This is a genomic window from Pseudomonas sp. EA_105y_Pfl2_R69 (assembly GCF_963970915.1).
Classification (GTDB): Bacteria; Pseudomonadota; Gammaproteobacteria; order Pseudomonadales; family Pseudomonadaceae; genus Aquipseudomonas.
The window spans coordinates 407589-428034 of sequence record NZ_CAXAOO010000004.1 but is presented as its reverse complement, the minus strand read 5'-3'; the positions used below and the strand labels follow the sequence as shown (position 1 = coordinate 428034).

Here is a 20446-nt window from a genome sequence, read left to right as displayed (position 1 = left end):
GTGGCCTTTATATGGCTTCCGGATGCCCTGTCTGTGTCCTGGGGGCTGCCCCCGTTTCATGCGCGAGCCGCGTTGCTGCGTAAAATCTCGCCAGGTTAGGCGTGGGGCGCAGGGAATGATGTTCCCTTGCCAAGCCCCACAACAACGCATGGCGAGATTTTCCGCGCAACCCGAAGGGTCGGGCCTGTTTTAGCGCGATACTGCGTTTCTCGACACTCATTTGGAATAACCAAACTTCGTGTCTCGTGCCTTGCCTCGCGCTAAAACAGGTTCCGGCGCGGCCGCGAATGAAGCGGGAGCAGCCCCTACAAAGTGGCCGCAGTATCCGTTAAAGGCGGGTGATGTTCAACACGTCACCCGACAGGCTGACATGTACCGCTTCGCCCCATAACGGGTCGCGGCGCAGATCTTCGGCAACCTTGTATTGGCCAGCGATGGAGAACAGTTCCGCGCCCATCTGTTGGCAGAAAATCCGTGCCTTGGCGTTGCCTTTGATGCCTGCGAGGGCGCGGCCGCGCATGGGCGCGTAAACATGGATGTTGCCATCGGCGAGAAGTTCCGCGCCGGCGCTGACCGGGGCCAGCACGATCAGGTCGCCGCCCTGGGCATACACCTGCTGGCCGCCGCGCACCGGGCTGGTGATGATCTTGCTCGGCCGCACCTCCGGCTCGGCGGGCTTGTGCGGCGCTTTCGGCGCGCTGTCCAGGCTGCGTTCGCGAGCGCCGGAGGGCGGCAGAACCGGCAGGTCCAGGGCTTCGGAGGCGGCGATATGCTCGGCGCGATTGGCGCGCACCGCCAGGGTGCGCAGGCCATGTTTGCGACATACGGCCATCAGGGCGGCGAGATCGAGGCTGCCTTCGCCTTCCGGCAGCTTGTCCAGGGCCAGTACCAGCGGGGTATTGCCGAAAAAGGCCGGGGCCTGGGCGACTTTTTCGCTCAGCTGTTGGTCGAGGCGCTCGAGGTCGTTGTACGCCAGTTCCATCACGGTGATGGCCAGCATGCTGCCCTTGAGCTGGAATACGGGGTCTTGCGCGAGGAGATCGGCTTGGCTCATGGTCTGCCTGATGCGGCCTTATGCGGCTTTATAAAAGTAGCCCGGACTTATAGCGAGAACGCCGCTCGCTCGCAAGTTGAGGCGTGGGCAATCCGCCGCCCGGGCCAGTGCTCGGCAAACTCCTGATAGAATGCCGCGCTTTGTTGGGGCATTGGACCTGTTTATGGAACGTCCGGTTTTTCGTGCTGCGTTTTTGCATCCGCGTTTCTGGTTGCTATGGCTGGGTCTGGGCCTGCTGTGGCTGATCGCCCTGCTGCCTTATAAAGTGCTGCTGTGGCTGGGGCGCGGCCTGGGGGCGCTGATGTATCGCCTGGCCAGCTCGCGGCGCAAGATCGCCGCGCGCAACCTGCAGCTGTGTTTCCCGCAGATGTCGGCGGCCGAACGCAAGATCCTGCTCAAGGAGAACTTCGCCTCCACTGGCATCACCTTTTTCGAGATGGCCATCGCCTGGTGGTGGCCGGCCGCGCGTCTGGCGCGCCTGGGGACCATCGAGGGCCTGGAGCACCTGCGCCAGGCCGAGGCCGATGGCCAGGGCGTGATTCTGATGGCGCTGCATTTCACCACCCTGGAGATGGGCGGCGGTCTGCTCGGCCTGCAACAGGACATGTACGGCATGTATCGGCCGCACAAGAACCCGCTGTTCGACTATATCCAGCGCCGTGGCCGCGAGCAGCGCCTGCTCGGAGTGATCGGTCGTGACGATGTGCGCGGCATGCTCAAGCTGCTGCGCGCCGGTGGCGTGGTCTGGTATGCGCCGGATCAGGATTACGGCGCGCAGCGCAGCGTGTTCGTGCCGCTGTTCGGCGTGCCGGCGGCCACCGTTACCGCCACCAGCAAGTTCGCCCGCATGGGCCGGGCCAGGGTGATTCCCTTTACCCAGCAACGCCTTCCCGGCGGCCAGGGCTATCGCCTGACCATTCATCCGCCGTTGGTCGACTTCCCCGGCGAAAGCGAGGAGGCCGACTGCGTGCGGGTCAATCAGTGGATCGAGCAGGCGATCACGGCCTGCCCTGAGCAGTACCTGTGGGCGCACCGGCGCTTCAAGACCCGCCCGCCGGGTGAAAAGAAGCTCTACAAGAAGCGGCCGGCCTGAGTTCGTAGGCCTGGCCGCGTTTCCTCCGCGCCGGCTTCTATACTGGCGATAAACCTTCGGATAAGCCTATGTCGCAGTTCGCTCCCCCCAGCCAGCCGGTGACCGGGCTGATCCTTTCCGGTGGCGGCGCGCGTGCGGCTTATCAGGTGGGGGTGCTGGCGGCCATTGCCGATCTGCTGCCCGATGCGGCGCACAATCCCTTTCCGGTGATCGTCGGCACCTCGGCCGGGGCCATCAATGCTGTCGGTCTGGCCTGCGGGGCGCTGCATTTCACCGAGGCGGTGCGCCGCCTGACCGCCGTCTGGCAGGGGTTTCACACCCATCAGGTGTACCGCAGCGACTGGCCGGGGGTGCTGCGCCAGGCCAGTCGCTTTATTGGCCATAGCCTGCTCGGGTTGGGGGGCGATATCCCGGTGGCACTGCTCGACAGCTCGCCACTGGCCGAACTGCTGCGCCGCGAGCTGGATTTCACCGGCATCGCCGCCGCCGTGCGCCAGCGCCAGCTGCGGGCCGTGGCGGTGACCGCCTTCGGCTATGAAACCGGCCAGGCGGTGACCTTCTACCAGGGCCGCGCCACCATCGACCCCTGGTTCCGCCATCGCCGGGTCGGCGTGCCGACCCGGCTGGGCCTGGAGCACCTGCTGGCCAGCGCCTCGATCCCGCTGATCTTCCCGCCAGTGAAGATCAACCGCGAATACTTCGGCGATGGTGCGGTGCGCCAGCCGGCCCCGATCAGTCCGGCGCTGCACTTGGGGGCGACCCGGGTGCTGGTGGTGGGGGTCAGCGGCAGTCCGGCGGCGAACGCCGTCGAGGACGTGCCGCGCCCGCAGCATGTGCGCCCGCCCAGCCTGGCGCAGATCGGCGGGCATATGCTCAACAGCACCTTTATTGACAGCCTGGAAAGCGATATCGAGCTGCTCGAACGTCTCAACCAGATGAGCCGCCTGATTCCGCCCGAGCTGCATCCCCGCGGCCTGGGCCTCAAGCCCGTGGAAGTGCTGGTGATTGCGCCGAGCCGGCCGCTGGATGTGATCGCCGCGCGCCATCGCCGCGAGTTGCCCAGGGCTCTGCGTCTGTTCCTGCGCGGGCCGGGGGCGACCCAGGCGAGTGGTGCGGGGGTGCTCAGCTACCTGCTGTTCGAGCCGGGCTACTGCAACGAGCTGATTGAGCTGGGCTATCAGGATGCCATGGCGCAGCAGAGTGAGTTGATCGAGTTCCTCTGCCTGAGCAGCCCGCCGGTGCCGACCGTGGTCCCGGTCCCCGCCTGAAAAAATGGCCGTGAGCCATTTTTAACGTCGCGCAGCGACGGCCCGAAGGGTGGCCGCCATGGATGGCAGGCCATAAAAAATGGCCGTGAGCTATTTTAAAAGTCGCGTAGTGGCGACCAAAAGGGTAGCCGCCCTAGATGGCAGGTCATGAAAAATGGCCGGGAGCCATTTTTAACGTCGCGCAGCGACGGCCCGCAGGGTGGCCCGTCCATGGATGGCAGGCCATAAAAATCCTTTATCGCGGCCTTGATAAATCCGCGCCAAGCGGGCTGGCTGCATTTAAACTGCGCCTTCCCGACGCTTTCTGTCGCATATCTGAAAGCGCCGGTTTTCCTCGGGTTGGCGCTATAAGAAGTTGTCGCATGGCGGCAATGCCCAGCCCGGATCAATCCCTACAATCCTTCACATCGCCTGCTAGCCAATGCAGGTGTTCCTTGTCAGGAGAGCCCAGATGTCCGTTCAGCACGACCCGGTGCAACGCGCCGATTTCGACCAGGTAATGGTGCCCAACTATGCCCCCGCCGGCTTTATTCCGGTGCGCGGTGCCGGTTCGCGAGTCTGGGACCAGAGCGGTCGCGAGCTGATCGATTTCGCCGGCGGCATCGCGGTCAACGTGCTGGGCCACTGCCACCCGGCGTTGGTCGGTGCCCTGACCGAGCAGGCCAACCAGTTGTGGCACGTGTCCAACGTGTTCACCAACGAGCCGGCCCTGCGCCTGGCGCACAAGCTGGTCGACGCCACCTTTGCCGAGCGCGCGTTCTTCTGCAACTCCGGGGCCGAAGCCAACGAGGCGGCGTTCAAGCTGGCCCGGCGCGTGGCCTTCGACCGCTTCGGCGAGGACAAGTACGAGATCATCGCGGCCACCAACAGCTTCCACGGTCGCACCCTGTTTACCGTCAGCGTCGGCGGTCAGCCGAAGTATTCCGACGGTTTCGGACCGAAGATCCAGGGCATCAGCCACATTCCCTATAACGATATCGAGGCGCTGCGGGCCGCCGTATCGGACAAGACCTGCGCCGTGGTGCTGGAGCCGATTCAGGGTGAAGGCGGTGTGCTGCCCGCGGACCTGGCCTATCTGCAGGCCGCCCGCGAGCTGTGCGACAAGCACAACGCCTTGCTGGTGTTCGACGAGGTGCAGAGCGGCATGGGCCGTAGCGGCTCGCTGTTCGCCTATATGCATTACGGCGTGACGCCGGACATCCTCTCCAGCGCCAAGAGCCTGGGCGGCGGTTTCCCCATCGGCGCGATGCTGACCACCGGCGAGCTGGCCAAGCACCTGGCCGTCGGCACCCACGGCACCACCTACGGCGGTAATCCGCTGGCCTGCGCGGTGGCCGAGGCGGTGATCGACACCATCAACACCCCTGAAGTGCTGGCGGGCGTCAACGCCAAGCACCAGCGCTTCAAGGCCAAGCTGGAGCAGATCGGCCAGCAGTACGGCGTGTTCAGCCAGGTGCGCGGCCTCGGCCTGCTGATCGGCGCGGTGCTCAGCGATGCCTGGAAGGGCAAGGCCAAGGCGATTCTCGATGCCGCCGCCCTCGAAGGGCTGATGGTGCTGCAGGCCGGTCCGGACGTGGTGCGTTTTGCCCCGAGCCTGGTGGTGGACGATGCCGATATCGATGAAGGTCTGGCGCGACTCGAACGAGCCGTGGCCAAGCTGACTCAAGCCTGAGTCGCCGGCCTGGCATGACCCGCTGCGGGTGCGCCAGGCCGGACATGCTCGAGCCACGGAGGGCTTGAGTCGAATCCACGGAAGACCCTCTCTGTGTGTGCTGCGGCCCTTGTTCGCAGCGTTTTCCAGGTCGCGCGCAGGCGTCGCCTGGAGCTTTTCTCGAAAGGAGTGACACCATGCTGGTGATGCGCCCCGCGCAAATGGCCGACCTCGCTGAAGTGCAGCGTCTGGCCGCGGATAGCCCGGTTGGTGTGACTTCGCTGCCGGATGATGCCGACCGTCTGGGTGAAAAGATCGCGGCCTCGGAGGCCTCGTTTTCTGCCGAGGTCAGTTTCAACGGCGAGGAGAGCTACTTCTTCGTTCTCGAAGACAGCGAAAGTGGGCGACTGGTCGGTTGTTCCGGCATCGTCGCCTCGGCCGGCTATTCCGAGCCGTTCTACAGTTTTCGCAACGAAACCTTCGTGCACAACTCCCGCGAGCTGAAGATTCACAACAAGATCCACGTGCTCTCGCTCTGTCACGACCTGACCGGCAACAGCCTGCTGACCAGCTTCTATGTCGATCGCTCGCTGGTGGACACCGCCTGGTCCGAGCTGAACTCGCGCGCCCGTCTGCTGTTTCTGGCCAACCACCCGGAGCGTTTCGCCGACGCCCTGGTGGTGGAAATCGTTGGTCACAGCGATGAGGCCGGCGACTCGCCGTTCTGGGATGCGGTGGGGCGCAACTTCTTCGACATGAACTACACCGAAGCCGAGCGCATCTGTGGCTTGAAGAGCCGCACCTTCCTCGCCGAGCTGATGCCGCATTACCCCATCTACGTGCCGCTGCTGCCGGACGATGCCCAGGAGGCCATGGGCCAGGTGCATCCGCGGGCGCAGATCAGCTTCGACATCCTGATGCGCGAGGGTTTCGAGACCGATCACTATATCGACATCTTCGACGGCGGCCCGACCCTGCATGCGCGCACCTCGGGCATCCGCTCCATCGCCCAGAGCCGCGTGGTGCCGGTACGCATCGGTGAGCCGGTCAAGGGCGGTCGGCCCTATCTGGTCAGCAACGGCCAGTTGCAGGATTTTCGCGCCATAGTCGCGGACCTCGACTGGGTGCCGGGCAAGCCGGTGACCCTGAGTTTTGCAGCCGCCGAAGCCCTGGGCGTCGGCGAAGGCGTCAGCGTACGCCTGGTGGCGGTTTAAGGAGTGAGTGCATGATCGTTCGTCCCGTATGTAGCGCCGATCTTCCGGCCTTGCTCGACCTGGCCCGCAGCACCGGTGCCGGCCTGACCACCCTGCCGGCCAACGAGGCGCGCCTGGCGCACCGGGTAGCCTGGGCGGAAAAAACCTTCCAAGGCAGCGCCGAGCGTGCCGATGCCGATTACCTGTTCGTGCTCGAGAACGATACCGGCGAAGTGGTCGGCATCTCCGCGGTGGCGGGGGCCGTGGGCCTGCGCGAGCCCTGGTACAACTACCGGCTCGGTCTGACCGTCAGCGCCTCCAAGGAGCTGAATATCCATCGGCAGATTCCCACCCTGTTTATGGCCAACGACCTCACCGGCAACTCCGAGCTGTGCTCGCTGTTTCTGCGCAGCGATCACCGTTCGGGGCTCAATGGCCGGTTGCTGTCCAAGGCACGCCTGCTGTTTATCGCCGAGTTCCGTGAGTTGTTCGGCGACAAGGTGATCGCCGAGATGCGCGGCATGTCCGACGACAATGGCCGCTCGCCATTCTGGGAAAGCCTCGGTCGGCACTTCTTCAAGATGGAATTCAGCCAGGCCGATTACCTCACCGGGGTCGGCAACAAGGCCTTTCTCGCCGAGCTGATGCCCAAGTTTCCGCTCTATACCTGCTTCCTCTCCGAAGATGCACGCAACATCATCGGGCGCGTCCATCCCGACACCGAGCCGGCCCTGGCCATGCTCAAGGGCGAGGGTTTCAGCTACCAGGGCTATGTCGATATCTTCGACGCGGGCCCGGCCATCGAGGCGGAAACCGCGAAGATCCGCGCCGTGCGTGACAGCCAGGCGCTGATCCTGGCCATCGGCACCCCCGGCGATGACGCCACCGCCTACCTGATCCACAACCGCAAGCGCGAAGACTGCCGTATCACCGCCGCGCCGGCGCGCCTGGCGGCCGGCAGCCTGGTGGTCGATGCGCAGACCGCCAAGCGCCTGCGGCTGTCGGCGGGCGACCAGGTGCGCGCCGTGCCGCTGTCCGCCCGCGGCTGATTTGCCGAGCCTGGCGCGGTCTCGACGCGCGCCTCGCCTGTAGTAGCTGCCCGGTGCCTGACCGGGCCCACACCTTGCTGGGAGTGATAAAACAAGATGAGCACTCATTACATCGCCGGTGCCTGGCATGCAGGCTTGGGCGAACCGCTGCAATCGCTGAACCCGGTCAGTCAGGCTGTGATCTGGCACGGTCAGGCTGCCAGCGCCGCGCAGGTCGAGGCCGCCGTGCAGGCCGCCCGCGCCGCGTTTCCGGCCTGGGCCTCGCGTTCGCTGGATGAGCGCATCGCCGTGCTCGAGCGGTTTGCCGCCAGCCTGAAACGCCAGGGCGAGGCGCTCGCCCATTGCATCGGCGAGGAAACCGGCAAGCCGCTGTGGGAAACCGCCACCGAAGTCGCCAGCATGGCGGCCAAGGTGGCCATCTCGATCCAGAGCTACCGTGAGCGCACCGGCGAGAAGAGCGGCCCCTTGGCCGACGCCACCGCCGTGCTGCGGCACAAGCCCCATGGCGTGGTGGCGGTGTTCGGCCCCTACAACTTCCCCGGGCACCTGCCCAACGGCCATATAGTGCCGGCGCTGCTGGCGGGCAACTGCGTGGTGTTCAAGCCCAGCGAGCTGACCCCGAAGGTCGCCGAGCTGACGCTCAAGTGCTGGATCGACGCCGGCCTGCCGGCGGGTGTGCTCAACCTGGTGCAGGGCGCGCGGGAAACCGGCGTGGCCCTGGCCGCGAGCCCCGGTATCGACGGCCTGTTCTTCACCGGCTCGAGCCGCACCGGCAACCTGCTGCACAACCAGTTCGCCGGTCGCCCGGAGAAGATTCTGGCCCTGGAGATGGGCGGCAACAACCCGTTGATCGTCGATCAGGTCGCCGATATCGACGCCGCGGTCTACACCATCGTCCAGTCGGCCTTTATCAGCGCCGGCCAGCGTTGCACCTGTGCCCGGCGCCTGCTGGTGCCTCAGGGCGCGTGGGGCGATGCCCTGCTGGCGCGCCTGGTGCAGGTGGCCGGGCAGATCCGCGTCGGTCGCTTCGATGAGCAGCCCGCGCCCTTTATGGGCTCGGTGATTTCCCTGGCCGCGGCCCAGCAGCTGATTCAGGCCCAGGCCCAGCTGCTGGCCCAGGGAGCCAGCGCATTGCTGACGATGACCCAGCCCGAAGCCGATGCGGCCCTGCTTACCCCGGGCATTATCGACGTGAGCGCCATCGCCAATCGCCCCGACGAGGAGTTCTTCGGCCCGCTGCTGCAGGTGATTCGCTACGCCGATTTCGCTGCGGCCATCGCCGAGGCCAACAATACTCAGTACGGTCTGGCCGCCGGGCTGCTGTCTGATGCCAAGGCGCGTTATGACGAGTTCTGGCTGCAAAGCCGCGCCGGCATCGTCAACTGGAACAAGCAACTGACCGGTGCCGCCAGCAGCGCACCCTTCGGCGGCGTGGGGGCCTCCGGCAACCATCGCGCCAGTGCCTATTACGCGGCGGATTACTGCGCCTACCCGGTGGCCTCGCTGGAAGTCGAAAGCCTGAGCCTGCCTGCCACCCTGACTCCCGGAGTAAGCCTGTGAGCCACGCATCCAACGCGACTGCATTTGAAGTGAATTTCGATGGCCTGGTCGGGCCGACGCACAACTACGGCGGCCTGTCCTATGGCAACGTGGCCTCGCAGAGCAACAGCCAGGTAGCGTCCAGCCCGAAAGAGGCGGCCAAGCAGGGCCTGGCCAAGATGAAGGCGTTGATGGACATGGGCTTCAAGCAGGGCGTGCTGGCCCCGCAGGAACGGCCCAATGTCGCCGTGCTGCGCAGCCTGGGCTTTAGCGGCAGCGACGCCCAGGTGATTCAGAAGGCGGCGAAAGAGGCCATGCCACTGCTGGTGGCCAGCTGTTCGGCATCCAGCATGTGGACGGCCAACGCCTGCACCGTCAGCCCCAGCGCCGATACGGCCGACGGTCGTGTGCACTTCACCGCGGCCAACCTCAACTGCAAGTTCCACCGCTCCATCGAACACCCGACCACCAGCCGCGTGCTCGGCGCAATGTTCGCCAGCGAGCAGCACTTCGCCCATCACGCCGCGCTGCCAGCGGTGGCCCAGTTCGGTGACGAGGGTGCGGCCAACCACACGCGTTTCTGTAAGGGCTATGGCGATGCCGGGGTGGAGTTCTTCGTGTTCGGCCGCAGCGCCTTCGACAGCCGCTTCCCGCAGCCGACCCGCTACCCGGCGCGGCAGACCCTGGAAGCCTCGCAGGCGGTTGCCCGCCTGCATGGTCTGAGCGAGGAGGGCGTGGTCTACGCCCAGCAAACCCCGGCGGTTATCGATCAGGGTGTGTTCCATAACGACGTGATCGCCGTGGGCAATGGCGAGGTGCTGTTCCATCACCAGGATGCCTTCCTCGAGACCGACAAGGTGCTGGCCGAGCTGGGCGACAAGCTCGCTCGCCGTGGCGGCAACTTCCAGTCCGTGTGCGTGCCGCGTGACGCGGTGACGGTGGAGGATGCGGTGCGCTCCTACCTGTTCAACAGCCAGCTGCTGAGCCGCGCCGATGGCGGCATGCTGCTGATCGTGCCGGAAGAGTGTCGCAACAACAGCAATGTGTGGAACTACCTGCAGCAGCTCACCAGCGGCAATGGGCCGATCCGCGAAGTGCAGGTCTTCGACCTCAAGCAGAGCATGCAGAACGGTGGTGGCCCGGCCTGCCTGCGTCTGCGCGTGGCGCTCAAGGAGCAGGAGCTGGCGGCAGTCAACCAGGGCGTGATCATGACCCCGACCCTGCACGACAGGTTGAGCCTCTGGGTCGACAAGCATTACCGCGATCGCCTGAGCGAAAACGACCTGGCTGATCCACAATTGCTTAACGAATGCCGCACGGCCTTGGACGAACTGACCCAGATCCTTAAACTGGGCGCGGTTTATCCCTTCCAATTAGCTGAGTAGGGTGGATCACGCTATATCGATCCACCGGTGGATGTAAAAACGCCATCCACCCTACGTCCAAACCTGTGGAGATTTTATGAGCGACGCCCTGCAACTGATCCTCGAAGACACCGACGGCACCCAGCTGGAAACCTCCTGCACGCGCTTTGCCGTGATCTGGCAGGGCCAGGAAATCTGGTTCCAGCAGGTTGGCAACAACCAGCTGATGATCGGTGTGGATGTGGAGGAGGGCGCTAGCGAATACGCCAACCTGCTGCTGCGCCCGCTGGCCACCAACCTGGTCAGCCTGGAACTGGAGATGGAAGCGGCCGAACTCACTGGCGACGAGCACGTGCACGGCCCCGACTGCAATCACGAATGAGGTAACTCCTATGCTTGCCCTCGGCAAACTGCTTGAACTGACCCTGGCCGGCCATGAGCCGGCAGCGAAAATTCAGCTGACGCCCGAGGGCACGCGCCTGCGCTGGCTGGCCGAGGGCGCGCTGGAAGTGACGCCACCGGTGGCCAGCGACAATGGCCAGGACCTGCTGCTTTCGGCCGGTATCCATGGCAATGAAACCGCCCCCATCGAATTGCTCGACCGCCTGCTGCGCGGCATTGCCCGCAACGAGTTGAAGCCGCGGGCGCGCATTCTCTTTCTGTTCGGCAATCCCGAGGCCATGCGCCGTGGTGAGCGCTATGTCGAACATGACATCAACCGCCTGTTCAATGGTCGCCACGACCAGCACACCGGGCCCGAGGCCCTGCGCGCCTGCGACCTGGAGCATCTGGCGGCGACCTTCTTCGGCAAGTCGCAGCGCTCCCGCCTGCATTACGACCTGCATACGGCCATTCGCGCGTCGAAGATTGAGCAGTTCGCCCTCTATCCCTACCAGGAAGGCCGGCCGCGTAGCCAGCGCGAACTGGCACGCCTGAGTGCGGCGGGGATCGAGGCGGTGCTGCTGCACAACAAGAGCTCGATCACCTTCAGTGCCTACACCTATGCGCAGCTGGGGGTCGAGGCCTTTACCCTGGAGCTGGGCAAGGCGCGCCCCTTCGGGCAGAACGAGTTGGTCAATCTGGATCTGCTGGAGCGGCACCTGCAGGGCCTGATCGAAGGGCGCGAGGCCGAGGCCGCCGGCGATGGCCTGGGCGACTTGAAGCTGTTCGCCGTGGCCCGCGAGGTCATCAAGCACAGCGATGCCTTCAAGCTGCACCTGCCGGCCGATATCGAGAACTTCAGTGAGTTGCCGGTCGGCTACCTGCTCGCCGAGGATCTGGCCGATACCCGCTGGGTGGTGAATGAGGCCGGCACACGGATCATCTTCCCCAACCCCAAGGTGAAAAATGGCCTGCGCGCCGGCATTCTGATCGTGCCGGCCGAGAATGTGCCGCTGGCATAAGCAGAGCAGTGCGTGAACCTGTAGCCCGGATGCAATTCAGGATCGTTGTTATCCATGCCTGGCCTATCTGTCCCGGTTCCGTACCCCTTAGCTGTACCTTGTGTGCTGATCCGCGGCGCTTTAGCATCGGGCTTTTCGCAATGTTAAGGAAAACCCGTCATGGCCGTTATTGATCTGCGTAGCGACACCGTCACCCAGCCCACCGCGGGCATGCGCGAGGCCATGCTGGCCGCCGAACTGGGCGATGACGTGTATGGCGAAGATCCCACGGTCAACCGATTGGAGCAGCACCTGGCCTTTGAGCTGGGGTTTGCCAGCGCCCTGTTCGTGCCCACCGGCACCATGAGCAATCTGCTCGGGCTGATGGCCCATTGCGCGCGCGGCGACGAATATATCGTCGGCCAGCAGGCCCATACCTATAAATACGAAGGTGGCGGTGCGGCGGTGCTCGGTTCGATCCAGCCGCAGCCGATCGAAGGCGAAGCCGATGGTTCGCTGGGTCTGGATAAGGTCGAGGCCGCGATCAAACAGGATGACTTCCATTTCGCCCACACCCGCCTGCTGGCGCTGGAAAACACCATGCAGGGCAAGGTGCTGCCGCTCGACTACCTGGCCGCCGCCCGTGCGCTGACCCTCAAGCACGGCCTGGCCTTGCACCTGGACGGTGCGCGACTGTACAACGCGGCAGTCAGGCAGGGCGTGGCAGCGCGGGAGATCACCCGGCATTTCGATTCGGTCTCGGTATGCCTGTCCAAGGGCCTCGGTGCGCCGGTGGGCTCGGTGCTCTGTGGCAGCGCCGAGATGATCGGCAAGGCGCGGCGGCTGCGCAAGATGGTCGGCGGCGGCATGCGCCAGGCTGGTGTGCTGGCCGCCGCCGGGCTGTATGCCCTGGAGCATCAGGTGGCGCGATTGGCCGAGGATCATGCCAATGCCGAACGGCTGGGGGCTGCCCTGAGTGAGTTGGGCTATGGGGTCGAGCCGGTGCTGAGCAATATGGTCTATGTGCAGATCGGCGAGCGGGCCGGTGCGTTGAAGGCCTTCTGCGCCGAACGCGGGATCCGTCTCTCTGCCGCGCCGCGTCTGCGCATGGTTACCCATCTGGATGTCAGTGCCGACGATATCGAACAGGTGATTCAGGCGTTCGCCGCCTTCCGGCGCTAGGTGAGGGTGCCCCTGTAGGAGCCAGCTTGCTATAGGCTGGTGACAAGCCTGGCTGCTTGAATAAACCGCGCCACAACGTCCGCGCAGTGCCATAGCTCCCGTCTATCAATAAAGGCACTAGCCCCCGAGCCCAGGCCCGATATAATGCGGCCCTTTGCCGGCTTTGCCGTGGCCGCCTGTTTCCGTGGATGATCCTATGAAAAGCGCTGAAATCCGTGAAGCTTTCCTCAGCTTCTTCGAAGAGAAGGGGCACACCCGTGTCGCTTCCAGCTCCCTGATTCCGGGCAACGACCCGACGCTGCTGTTCACCAATGCTGGGATGAACCAGTTCAAGGACTGCTTCCTCGGCCTGGAAAAGCGCGCCTACACCCGCGCCGCGACCAGCCAGAAATGCGTGCGTGCAGGCGGCAAGCACAACGACCTGGAAAACGTCGGCTACACCGCACGCCACCACACCTTCTTCGAAATGCTGGGTAACTTCAGCTTCGGCGACTATTTCAAGCGCGACGCCATCCACTTCGCCTGGGAGTTCCTCACCGGCGACAACTGGCTGAAGCTGCCCAAGGACAAGCTCTGGGTCACCGTCTATGCCACGGATGACGAGGCCTATGACATCTGGACCAAGCAAGTCGGCGTGCCGGCCGAACGGATGATTCGCATCGGTGACAACAAGGGCGCGCCTTACGCCTCCGACAACTTCTGGACCATGGGCGACACCGGCCCGTGCGGTCCTTGCACCGAGATTTTCTTCGACCACGGCGAGCATATCTGGGGCGGCCCGCCCGGCTCGCCCGAGGAGGATGGCGACCGCTATATCGAGATCTGGAACAACGTGTTTATGCAGTTCAATCGGACTGCCGATGGCGTGCTGCACCCACTGCCGGCACCGAGCGTGGACACCGGTATGGGCCTGGAGCGCATCAGCGCGGTACTGCAGCACGTCAACTCGAACTACGAGATCGACCTGTTCCAGAGCCTGCTCAACGCTGCGGCCAAGGCTATCGGCTGCACCAACGAAGGCCAGGCCTCGCTGAAGGTGGTGGCCGACCATATTCGCTCCTGCGGCTTCCTGATCGCCGATGGCGTGACCCCGTCCAACGAGGGCCGCGGCTACGTGCTGCGCCGCATCGTGCGTCGCGCCTGTCGTCACGGTAACAAACTGGGTGCCAAGGGCAGCTTCTTCTATCAGATCGTCGCCGCCCTGGTGGCCGAGATGGGCGAAGCCTTCCCGGAGCTCAAGCAACAGCAAGCACATATCGAGCGTGTGCTGAAAACCGAGGAAGAGCAATTCGCCAAGACCCTGGAACAGGGCCTGAAGATCCTCGAGCAGGACCTGGCCGAACTCAAGGGCAACGTTATCCCGGGTGAGGTGGTGTTCAAGCTGTATGACACCTATGGCTTCCCCATGGACCTCACCGGCGATATCGCCCGTGAGCGCGAGCTGACCCTCGACGAAGCCGGCTTCGAGCGCGAAATGGAAGAGCAGCGCAAGCGCGCCCGTTCCGCCAGCGCCTTCGGCATGGACTACAACGCCCTGGTCAAGGTCGACAGCGACACCCGGTTCCTCGGTTACCAGGGCACCAGTGGCAGCGGCAAGATCGTCGCGCTGTTTGCCGCTGGCCAGGCGGTGGATAGCCTGAAAGAAGGCGAGGAGGGTGTGGTGGTTCTCGATCAGACGCCGTTCTATGCCGAATCCGGTGGCCAGGTCGGTGACTGCGGTTTCCTCGAAGGTGCCGGCGTGCGCTTCGATGTGCGTGACACCACCAAGGCTGGCGGTGCCTCCCTGCATCGCGGGGTCGTGGCCAAGGGTGGTCTGAGCGTCGGGGCTTCGGTCAAGGCCGAGGTCGACGCCGGCGTGCGTCAGGCCACCGCGCTCAACCACTCCGCCACCCATCTGCTGCATGCCGCGCTGCGTCAGGTGCTGGGCGAGCACGTGACCCAGAAGGGCTCGCTGGTCGACAGTCAGCGTCTGCGCTTCGACTTCAGTCACTTCGAGGCGATCACCCCGGCGCAGCTGAAAGAGCTGGAAGCCATCGTCAACCGCGAAGTGCGCGGCAACACTGAAGTGGAAACCCTGGAAACCGATATCGAAACCGCCAAGGCCAAAGGTGCCATGGCGCTGTTCGGTGAGAAGTACGGCGATCAGGTGCGCGTGCTGAGCATGGGCGGCGACTTCTCCGTCGAGCTGTGCGGCGGTACCCACGTCAAGCGTACCGGCGATATCGGCCTGTTCAAGATCACCAGCGAAGGCGGTGTGGCTGCCGGCGTGCGGCGTATCGAAGCAGTTACCGGTGCCGCGGCGTTCGCTTACCTGAATGGTGCCGAAGAACAGTTGAAAGAAGCCGCGGCGCTGGTCAAGGGCAGCCGCGACAACCTGCTGGACAAGCTCGCCGGGGTGCTGGAGCGCAACCGTCAGCTGGAAAAGGAGCTGGAGCAGCTCAAGGCCAAGGCCGCCAGCGCGGCGGGCAATGACCTGGCCGGCTCGGCCGTCGAGGTCAAGGGCATCAAAGTGCTGACTGCGCGCCTCGATGGTCTCGACGGCAAGGCGCTGCTGGCCATGGTCGACCAGTTGAAGAACAAACTCGGCAGTGCAGTGATCCTGCTCGGCGGCGTGCAGGACGACAAGGTTGTGCTGGTGGCCGGCGTGACCCAGGACCTGACCGCCAAGCTGAAAGCCGGCGAGCTGATGAAACAGGCGGCTGCGGCTGTTGGCGGCAAGGGCGGTGGTCGTCCGGATATGGCCCAGGGCGGTGGCACCGATGCCGACGCACTGGACAGCGCCTTGGCGCTGGCCGCGCGTTTCGTCGAGCAGGGTCTGTAAGCACCGGGGCCGGCCGGGGGACACGGCGGGGCGGCATTACGCCCGGCGGCCCTTGGCAGTCAATCGAGTTGTATGTTTAATGGGCGCCCTTCACGGGCTGAGGCGGCTTTGAAATGGCTTTGATCGTACAGAAATTTGGCGGCACCTCCGTCGGCACTGTTGAGCGGATTCAGCAGGTGGCCGACAAGGTGAAGAAGTTCCGCGAAAACGGCGATGACATCGTGGTCGTGGTTTCCGCCATGAGCGGTGAAACCAACCGCCTGATCGAGCTGGCCAAGCAGGCCAGCGATGATCAGCCGGTACCGCGTGAGCTCGACGTGATGTTGTCCACCGGCGAACAGGTGACCATTGCCCTGTTGACCATGGCCCTGATTCGCCGCGGCGTGCCGGCGGTGTCTTACACCGGCAATCAGGTGCGCATCCTCACCGACAGTGCGCACAACAAGGCGCGCATCCTGCAGATCGATGACCAGAAGCTGCGCGCCGACCTCAAGGCCGGCCGGGTGGTGGTGGTCGCCGGTTTCCAGGGCGTGGACGAGCACGGCAATATCACCACGCTTGGGCGTGGCGGCTCCGATACCACGGGCGTGGCCCTGGCGGCGGCGCTCAAGGCGGACGAGTGCCAGATCTACACCGATGTCGATGGCGTCTATACCACCGACCCGCGTGTGGTGCCCCAGGCTCAGCGTCTGGAGAAGATCACCTTCGAAGAAATGCTGGAAATGGCCAGCCTGGGTTCCAAGGTGCTGCAAATCCGCTCGGTGGAATTCGCCGGCAAGTACAACGTCCCGCTGCGCGTATTGCACAGCTTCAAAGAGGGTCCGGGCACCCTCATTACCCTTGATGAAGAGGAATCCATGGAACAGCCGATCATCTCCGGCATCGCCTTCAATCGCGACGAAGCCAAGCTGACTATCCGTGGCGTGCCGGACATCCCGGGCGTGGCGTTCAAGATTCTCGGCCCCGTCAGTGCCGCCAATATCGAAGTGGACATGATCGTGCAGAACGTTTCGCACGATAACACCACCGATTTCACCTTCACCGTGCACCGCAACGACTACAACGCTGCCCTGGCCGTGCTGGAAAATACCGCGCGCGAACTGGGTGCCCGCGAAGTGATCGGCGATGTGAAAATCGCCAAGGTCTCCATCGTCGGTGTCGGCATGCGTTCCCATGCCGGAGTTGCCAGCCGTATGTTCGAGGCCCTGGCCAAGGAAAACATCAATATCCAGATGATCTCCACCTCGGAAATCAAAGTCTCGGTGGTTATCGAGGAGAAATATCTGGAGTTGGCGGTGCGCGCCCTGCACACTGCTTTCGAACTGGATGCCCCGGCCCGTCAGGGCGATTGAGGCATTATCCGAAAGGCGCGGTTTATCCCGCGCCTTTTTGCTTTTGGTTGGCATGGGTGGAAGCTTTCTTTCTGCCTACACTGGTCAATACTTAGGTGAAGGCTGGGTCTACTGGACGCAGCTGCAACCCTTTTGTTTTTTGCAGACTGTTGTTGTCCTGAACTGTTATCCGTAAGGAGAAAGGAATGCTGATTCTGACTCGCCGGGTCGGAGAGACCCTGATGGTGGGTGACGAGGTCACTGTCACCGTGTTGGGCGTTAAAGGTAATCAGGTGCGCATTGGCGTTAACGCGCCGAAGGAGGTTGCCGTGCACCGTGAAGAAATTTACCAGCGCATCCAGAAAGAGAAAGGCGAAGAACCAAGCCACTAATTTTTATCGAAATTTTGGCTTTGCAAACGGGGCAAAGATGAGTATCATGCGCCCCGTGTTGCGGAGAGGTGGCCGAGTGGCCGAAGGCGCTCCCCTGCTAAGGGAGTACATCTCAAAAGGGTGTCGGGGGTTCGAATCCCCCCTTCTCCGCCATTATTTAGTGTTGTAAGGTTTTGTCGGTGTGTGGATGCGGTAGCGACTGAAAAGCGCGTCGCAGCGATCACAGGCGATGGTTTCAGGCCTTGCAGTGCGCGGGTTACATGCACTCATAGCTCAGCTGGATAGAGTACTCGGCTACGAACCGAGCGGTCGGAGGTTCGAATCCTCCTGAGTGCACCATATAAAAGGGCCTGCAGCGATGCAGGCCCTTTTTCTTTGTCTGGCGTTTGTCCGCGCTTATCCGTCCAGGTGCGTGGTTAGCGCTTGCCCTTGACGCAGCCGGCGGCGTCGAAGCTGACCTGGCGGTTGTTGCCCTGGTTGCCGCGGTAGAGGTAGCGGGTCTGACCGTTATGCTGGGTGATTCTGTCGGGCTTGCCCAGGCTGCTCTCCACATCGGCGCGGCTCATGCCGCTGACTATCCGCTGGCGGATAATCGCCGTACGGCGCTCGCTGCTGGTCATGCGGTTGCCGCAGCCATCGTCCCGGCTGCCCACCACCGTCACTTCGCGCGCGTCCGGGCGCGCTGTCCGACGCTTGGCCTTGGCCGGTTTGGCCAGGGGTACGGCCTTGCCCTTGCCAGGCGTCGGGTTGTGGGCCTCCTGGCGCTGTTGCGTCTGCTCGGCGGGGCAGCCCTGCAGGGTGTAGGTGATATGGCCGCTGGCGTCTTCGCAGCGAAATACGCTGGAAGCCAGCAACGCAGTGGGGCAGAGCAGAATGGCGCAGACAGCTGCGCAGTGCAGTCCATGCATGGGGCGTCCTCCTTGACGTCTACCTGTGCAACCTTAGTCGATGCTTTTGCATGCGCCAGTGGTGCCCTGCCTGCGTGCCGGTGCGTCGCAGTTGCAGAGCTGCAAAAAACATTCAGGTTTGCCTCGCAAGCGGTTGTTCTCGCCCTGCTTTTGTCGCGTGCAAGGCGCTGGCGCGGTGTTATCATTTGCCCTGTCAGCCCCGCCGGGGCTTGTGGGACACCACCATGGACTTACCCAGTAGTTACTCTGAATCTCGATTGTGCAATCACGTGTTGACTGATTGACCCTCTTTGGCGCGCGCCGCCGCTGGGGGTGGAGCGCGCCATGACTGAAGTAGAAGCGAAAAAACCGCAGGAAAGCCTGCAGGACCGCCTGGCCCAGGTGGTCGAACTGCTGCATCGGCACAAGGTGGTCGAAGACCTGACCCATCGTCAGGAAGGCCAGCACCACGACCGGGTGGAAAACCTGGTGCATCGGCAGAACCTGGCCGAGCTGCAGCGCAAGCTCGATGAGCTGCACTCCGCCGACGTTGCCCATATTCTCGAAGCCCTGCCGCTCGAAGACCGTCTGACTGTCTGGCAGCTGGTCAAGGTCGAGCGCGACGGCGATATCCTCCTCGAAGTGTCCGACGCGGTGCGCGAAACCCTGCTCGCCGACATGGACGATCACGAGATTCTCGCCGCCGCCAAGGACATGGATGCCGACGAGCTGGCCGATCTGGCATCCGAGTTGCCGCGCGATGTGGTCCATGAGCTGATGGAGTCCCTCGACGCCCAGCAGCGCGAGCGGGTGCGTTCGGCGCTGTCCTATGAAGAGGATCAGGTCGGCGCGCTGATGGACTTCGAGATGGTCACCATCCGCGAAGACGTCAGCCTGGAGGTGGTGCTGCGCTACCTGCGCCGCCTCAAGGAGCTGCCGGGGCATACCGACAAGCTGTTCGTGGTGGATTACGACGGCGTGCTCAAGGGCGTGCTGCCGGTCAAGCGCCTGCTGGTCAATGATCCGGAGCGCCTGGTCAGCGAAGTCATGGCCACCGACCCGGTGAGTTTTCACCCGGACGAGGACGCCTACGACGCCGCCCAGGCCTTCGAGCGCTATGACCTGATCTCCACGCCTGTGGTGGACAAGAACGGCAAGCTGATCGGGCGTCTGACCATCGACGAGATGGTCGACCTGATCCGCGAGGAAAGCGAAAACGAAGTCCTCAATATGGCCGGTCTGCGCGAGGAGGAGGATATCTTCGCCTCGGTGTGGAAATCCCTGCGCAACCGCTGGGCCTGGCTGGCAATCAATCTGGTTACCGCTTTTATGGCCTCGCGGGTGATCGGTCTGTTCGAGGGCTCGATCGAGAAACTGGTGGCGCTGGCGGCGCTGATGCCGATCGTTGCCGGCATCGGCGGCAATTCGGGCAACCAGACCATCACCATGATCGTGCGCGCCATGGCCCTGGATCAGGTAAGCACCGGCAATACCTCGCGGCTGATTCGCAAGGAGCTGGGGGTCAGCCTGGTCAACGGTATCGTCTGGGGCGGGGTGATCGGGGTGGTGGCCTATCTGCTCTACGACAGCTGGTCCCTGGGTGTGGTGATGACCGCGGCCATGACCCTCAACCTGCTGCTGGCGGCCATGATGGGGGTGCTGATTCCCATGACCCTGGTGCGCATGGGGCGGGATCCGGCGCTGGGGGCCAGTGTGATGATTACCGCGGTGACCGACAGCGGCGGCTTCTTTATCTTTCTGGGACTGGCCAGTCTGTTTCTGCTCTAGGAGTTCCCATCGGGCGGGATGACGCTTTTTCGTCAGAAAATGTCCCATCGGGCTATCTTGGATTTGCTTCAAACGCTCGTTTCAAGCTAAGGTTCGCCAGCTTTGCCTGGGGCCAATCCCCGGGCGCTCCTATCAATAATGAATGCAGCTGAAGTGCTGCTGGCAAAGGGAGCCATGATGACCCCCAGTGAACTCCTGCTCGAGGGTGTCGAGCTCATGCTGTTCGGCATAGGCTTCGTATTTCTCTTTCTGCTCCTGCTGGTTCTGGTGATCCGTGTAATGTCACGGATGGTCGAGCTGTTTGCCTCGAAAACACCCGTAGCCGCTGTGCTGCCACCGGTTGCCCGGCATGCTGCCGACGCGCCGAGCGCCGAGCTGTTAGTCGCCATCCAATCCGCTATTAATCAGCACCGCGCCCGTCGCGGTTGAGTCAGGTTCGAAAGGGAGCATCT

Annotated in this window: 17 protein-coding genes and 2 tRNA genes; 17 read left to right on the top strand and 2 right to left on the bottom strand. The window is 63.7% G+C overall.

Annotation, left to right across the window (positions count from 1 at the left end):
* Positions 1–328 precede the first annotated feature (328 nt).
* A complete protein-coding gene (minC, locus tag AACY13_RS14095) occupies positions 329–1054 on the bottom strand; it encodes a septum site-determining protein MinC (RefSeq protein ID WP_339462203.1) in 726 nt (241 codons plus the stop codon).
* Positions 1055–1217: 163 nt separating this feature from the next.
* On the opposite strand from minC, the gene AACY13_RS14090 reads away from it, so the two are divergent.
* From AACY13_RS14090 to AACY13_RS14020, 15 genes are all read left to right on the top strand, one after another.
* A complete protein-coding gene (locus tag AACY13_RS14090) occupies positions 1218–2147 on the top strand; it encodes a lipid A biosynthesis lauroyl acyltransferase (protein WP_339462202.1) in 930 nt (309 codons plus the stop codon).
* Positions 2148–2215: 68 nt separating this feature from the next.
* Positions 2216–3415 carry a patatin-like phospholipase family protein gene (locus AACY13_RS14085; RefSeq protein WP_339462201.1) on the top strand — a complete coding sequence of 400 codons (1200 nt, stop codon included), beginning with the start codon at positions 2216–2218 and terminating at the stop codon, positions 3413–3415.
* A 451-nt stretch (positions 3416–3866) separates the two neighbouring features.
* Entirely contained in the window at positions 3867–5087 is a 1221-nt protein-coding gene (locus tag AACY13_RS14080; RefSeq protein WP_339462200.1) for an aspartate aminotransferase family protein, read from the top strand.
* 176 nt (positions 5088–5263) lie between these two features.
* Positions 5264–6280, top strand: a complete 1017-nt coding sequence (gene aruF, locus AACY13_RS14075) for an arginine/ornithine succinyltransferase subunit alpha (protein ID WP_339462199.1) — start codon at positions 5264–5266, stop codon at positions 6278–6280.
* Positions 6281–6291: 11 nt separating this feature from the next.
* The gene (astA, locus tag AACY13_RS14070) at positions 6292–7308 is read left to right on the top strand and encodes an arginine N-succinyltransferase (RefSeq protein WP_339462198.1); all 1017 of its coding nucleotides are present in this window, start codon (positions 6292–6294) and stop codon (positions 7306–7308) included.
* Positions 7309–7404: 96 nt separating this feature from the next.
* Positions 7405–8868, top strand: coding sequence for a succinylglutamate-semialdehyde dehydrogenase (gene astD, locus AACY13_RS14065; protein ID WP_339462197.1), 1464 nt, complete (start codon positions 7405–7407; stop codon positions 8866–8868).
* Positions 8865–10232: an N-succinylarginine dihydrolase gene (astB, locus tag AACY13_RS14060; RefSeq protein WP_339462196.1), complete on the top strand. Its 1368-nt coding sequence runs from the start codon at positions 8865–8867 to the stop codon at positions 10230–10232. Before astD ends, astB begins: the two co-directional genes overlap by 4 nt.
* A 76-nt stretch (positions 10233–10308) precedes the next feature.
* Entirely contained in the window at positions 10309–10593 is a 285-nt protein-coding gene (locus AACY13_RS14055; RefSeq protein ID WP_339462195.1) for a topoisomerase II, read from the top strand.
* A gap of 10 nt (positions 10594–10603) precedes the next feature.
* Positions 10604–11614, top strand: a complete 1011-nt coding sequence (gene astE, locus AACY13_RS14050) for a succinylglutamate desuccinylase (RefSeq protein WP_339462194.1) — start codon at positions 10604–10606, stop codon at positions 11612–11614.
* A 159-nt stretch (positions 11615–11773) separates the two neighbouring features.
* The gene (ltaE, locus tag AACY13_RS14045) at positions 11774–12775 is read left to right on the top strand and encodes a low-specificity L-threonine aldolase (RefSeq protein WP_339462193.1); all 1002 of its coding nucleotides are present in this window, start codon (positions 11774–11776) and stop codon (positions 12773–12775) included.
* Positions 12776–12971: 196 nt separating this feature from the next.
* A complete protein-coding gene (gene alaS, locus AACY13_RS14040; protein ID WP_339462192.1) occupies positions 12972–15596 on the top strand; it encodes an alanine--tRNA ligase in 2625 nt (874 codons plus the stop codon).
* 113 nt (positions 15597–15709) lie between these two features.
* The gene (locus AACY13_RS14035) at positions 15710–16948 is read left to right on the top strand and encodes an aspartate kinase (protein ID WP_339462191.1); all 1239 of its coding nucleotides are present in this window, start codon (positions 15710–15712) and stop codon (positions 16946–16948) included.
* 185 nt (positions 16949–17133) lie between these two features.
* A complete protein-coding gene (csrA, locus tag AACY13_RS14030) occupies positions 17134–17319 on the top strand; it encodes a carbon storage regulator CsrA (protein ID WP_025165378.1) in 186 nt (61 codons plus the stop codon).
* A 62-nt stretch (positions 17320–17381) separates the two neighbouring features.
* A tRNA-Ser gene (locus tag AACY13_RS14025) sits at positions 17382–17472 on the top strand.
* Between the two features lie 109 nt (positions 17473–17581).
* Positions 17582–17658: transfer RNA gene (locus AACY13_RS14020), tRNA-Arg, on the top strand.
* A gap of 77 nt (positions 17659–17735) precedes the next feature.
* On the opposite strand, the gene AACY13_RS14015 is transcribed toward AACY13_RS14020, so the two are convergent.
* Positions 17736–18227 (bottom strand): DUF4124 domain-containing protein, encoded by a 492-nt coding sequence (locus AACY13_RS14015; protein ID WP_339462190.1) that lies wholly within the window; start codon positions 18225–18227, stop codon positions 17736–17738.
* A gap of 324 nt (positions 18228–18551) precedes the next feature.
* On the opposite strand from AACY13_RS14015, the gene mgtE reads away from it, so the two are divergent.
* Complete coding sequence (mgtE, locus tag AACY13_RS14010; protein ID WP_339462189.1) at positions 18552–19994, top strand: magnesium transporter; 1443 nt, start codon at positions 18552–18554, stop codon at positions 19992–19994.
* A 177-nt stretch (positions 19995–20171) separates the two neighbouring features.
* Complete coding sequence (locus tag AACY13_RS14005) at positions 20172–20423, top strand: OadG family protein (RefSeq protein WP_339462353.1); 252 nt, start codon at positions 20172–20174, stop codon at positions 20421–20423.
* The last annotated feature ends 23 nt before the right edge of the window (positions 20424–20446 follow it).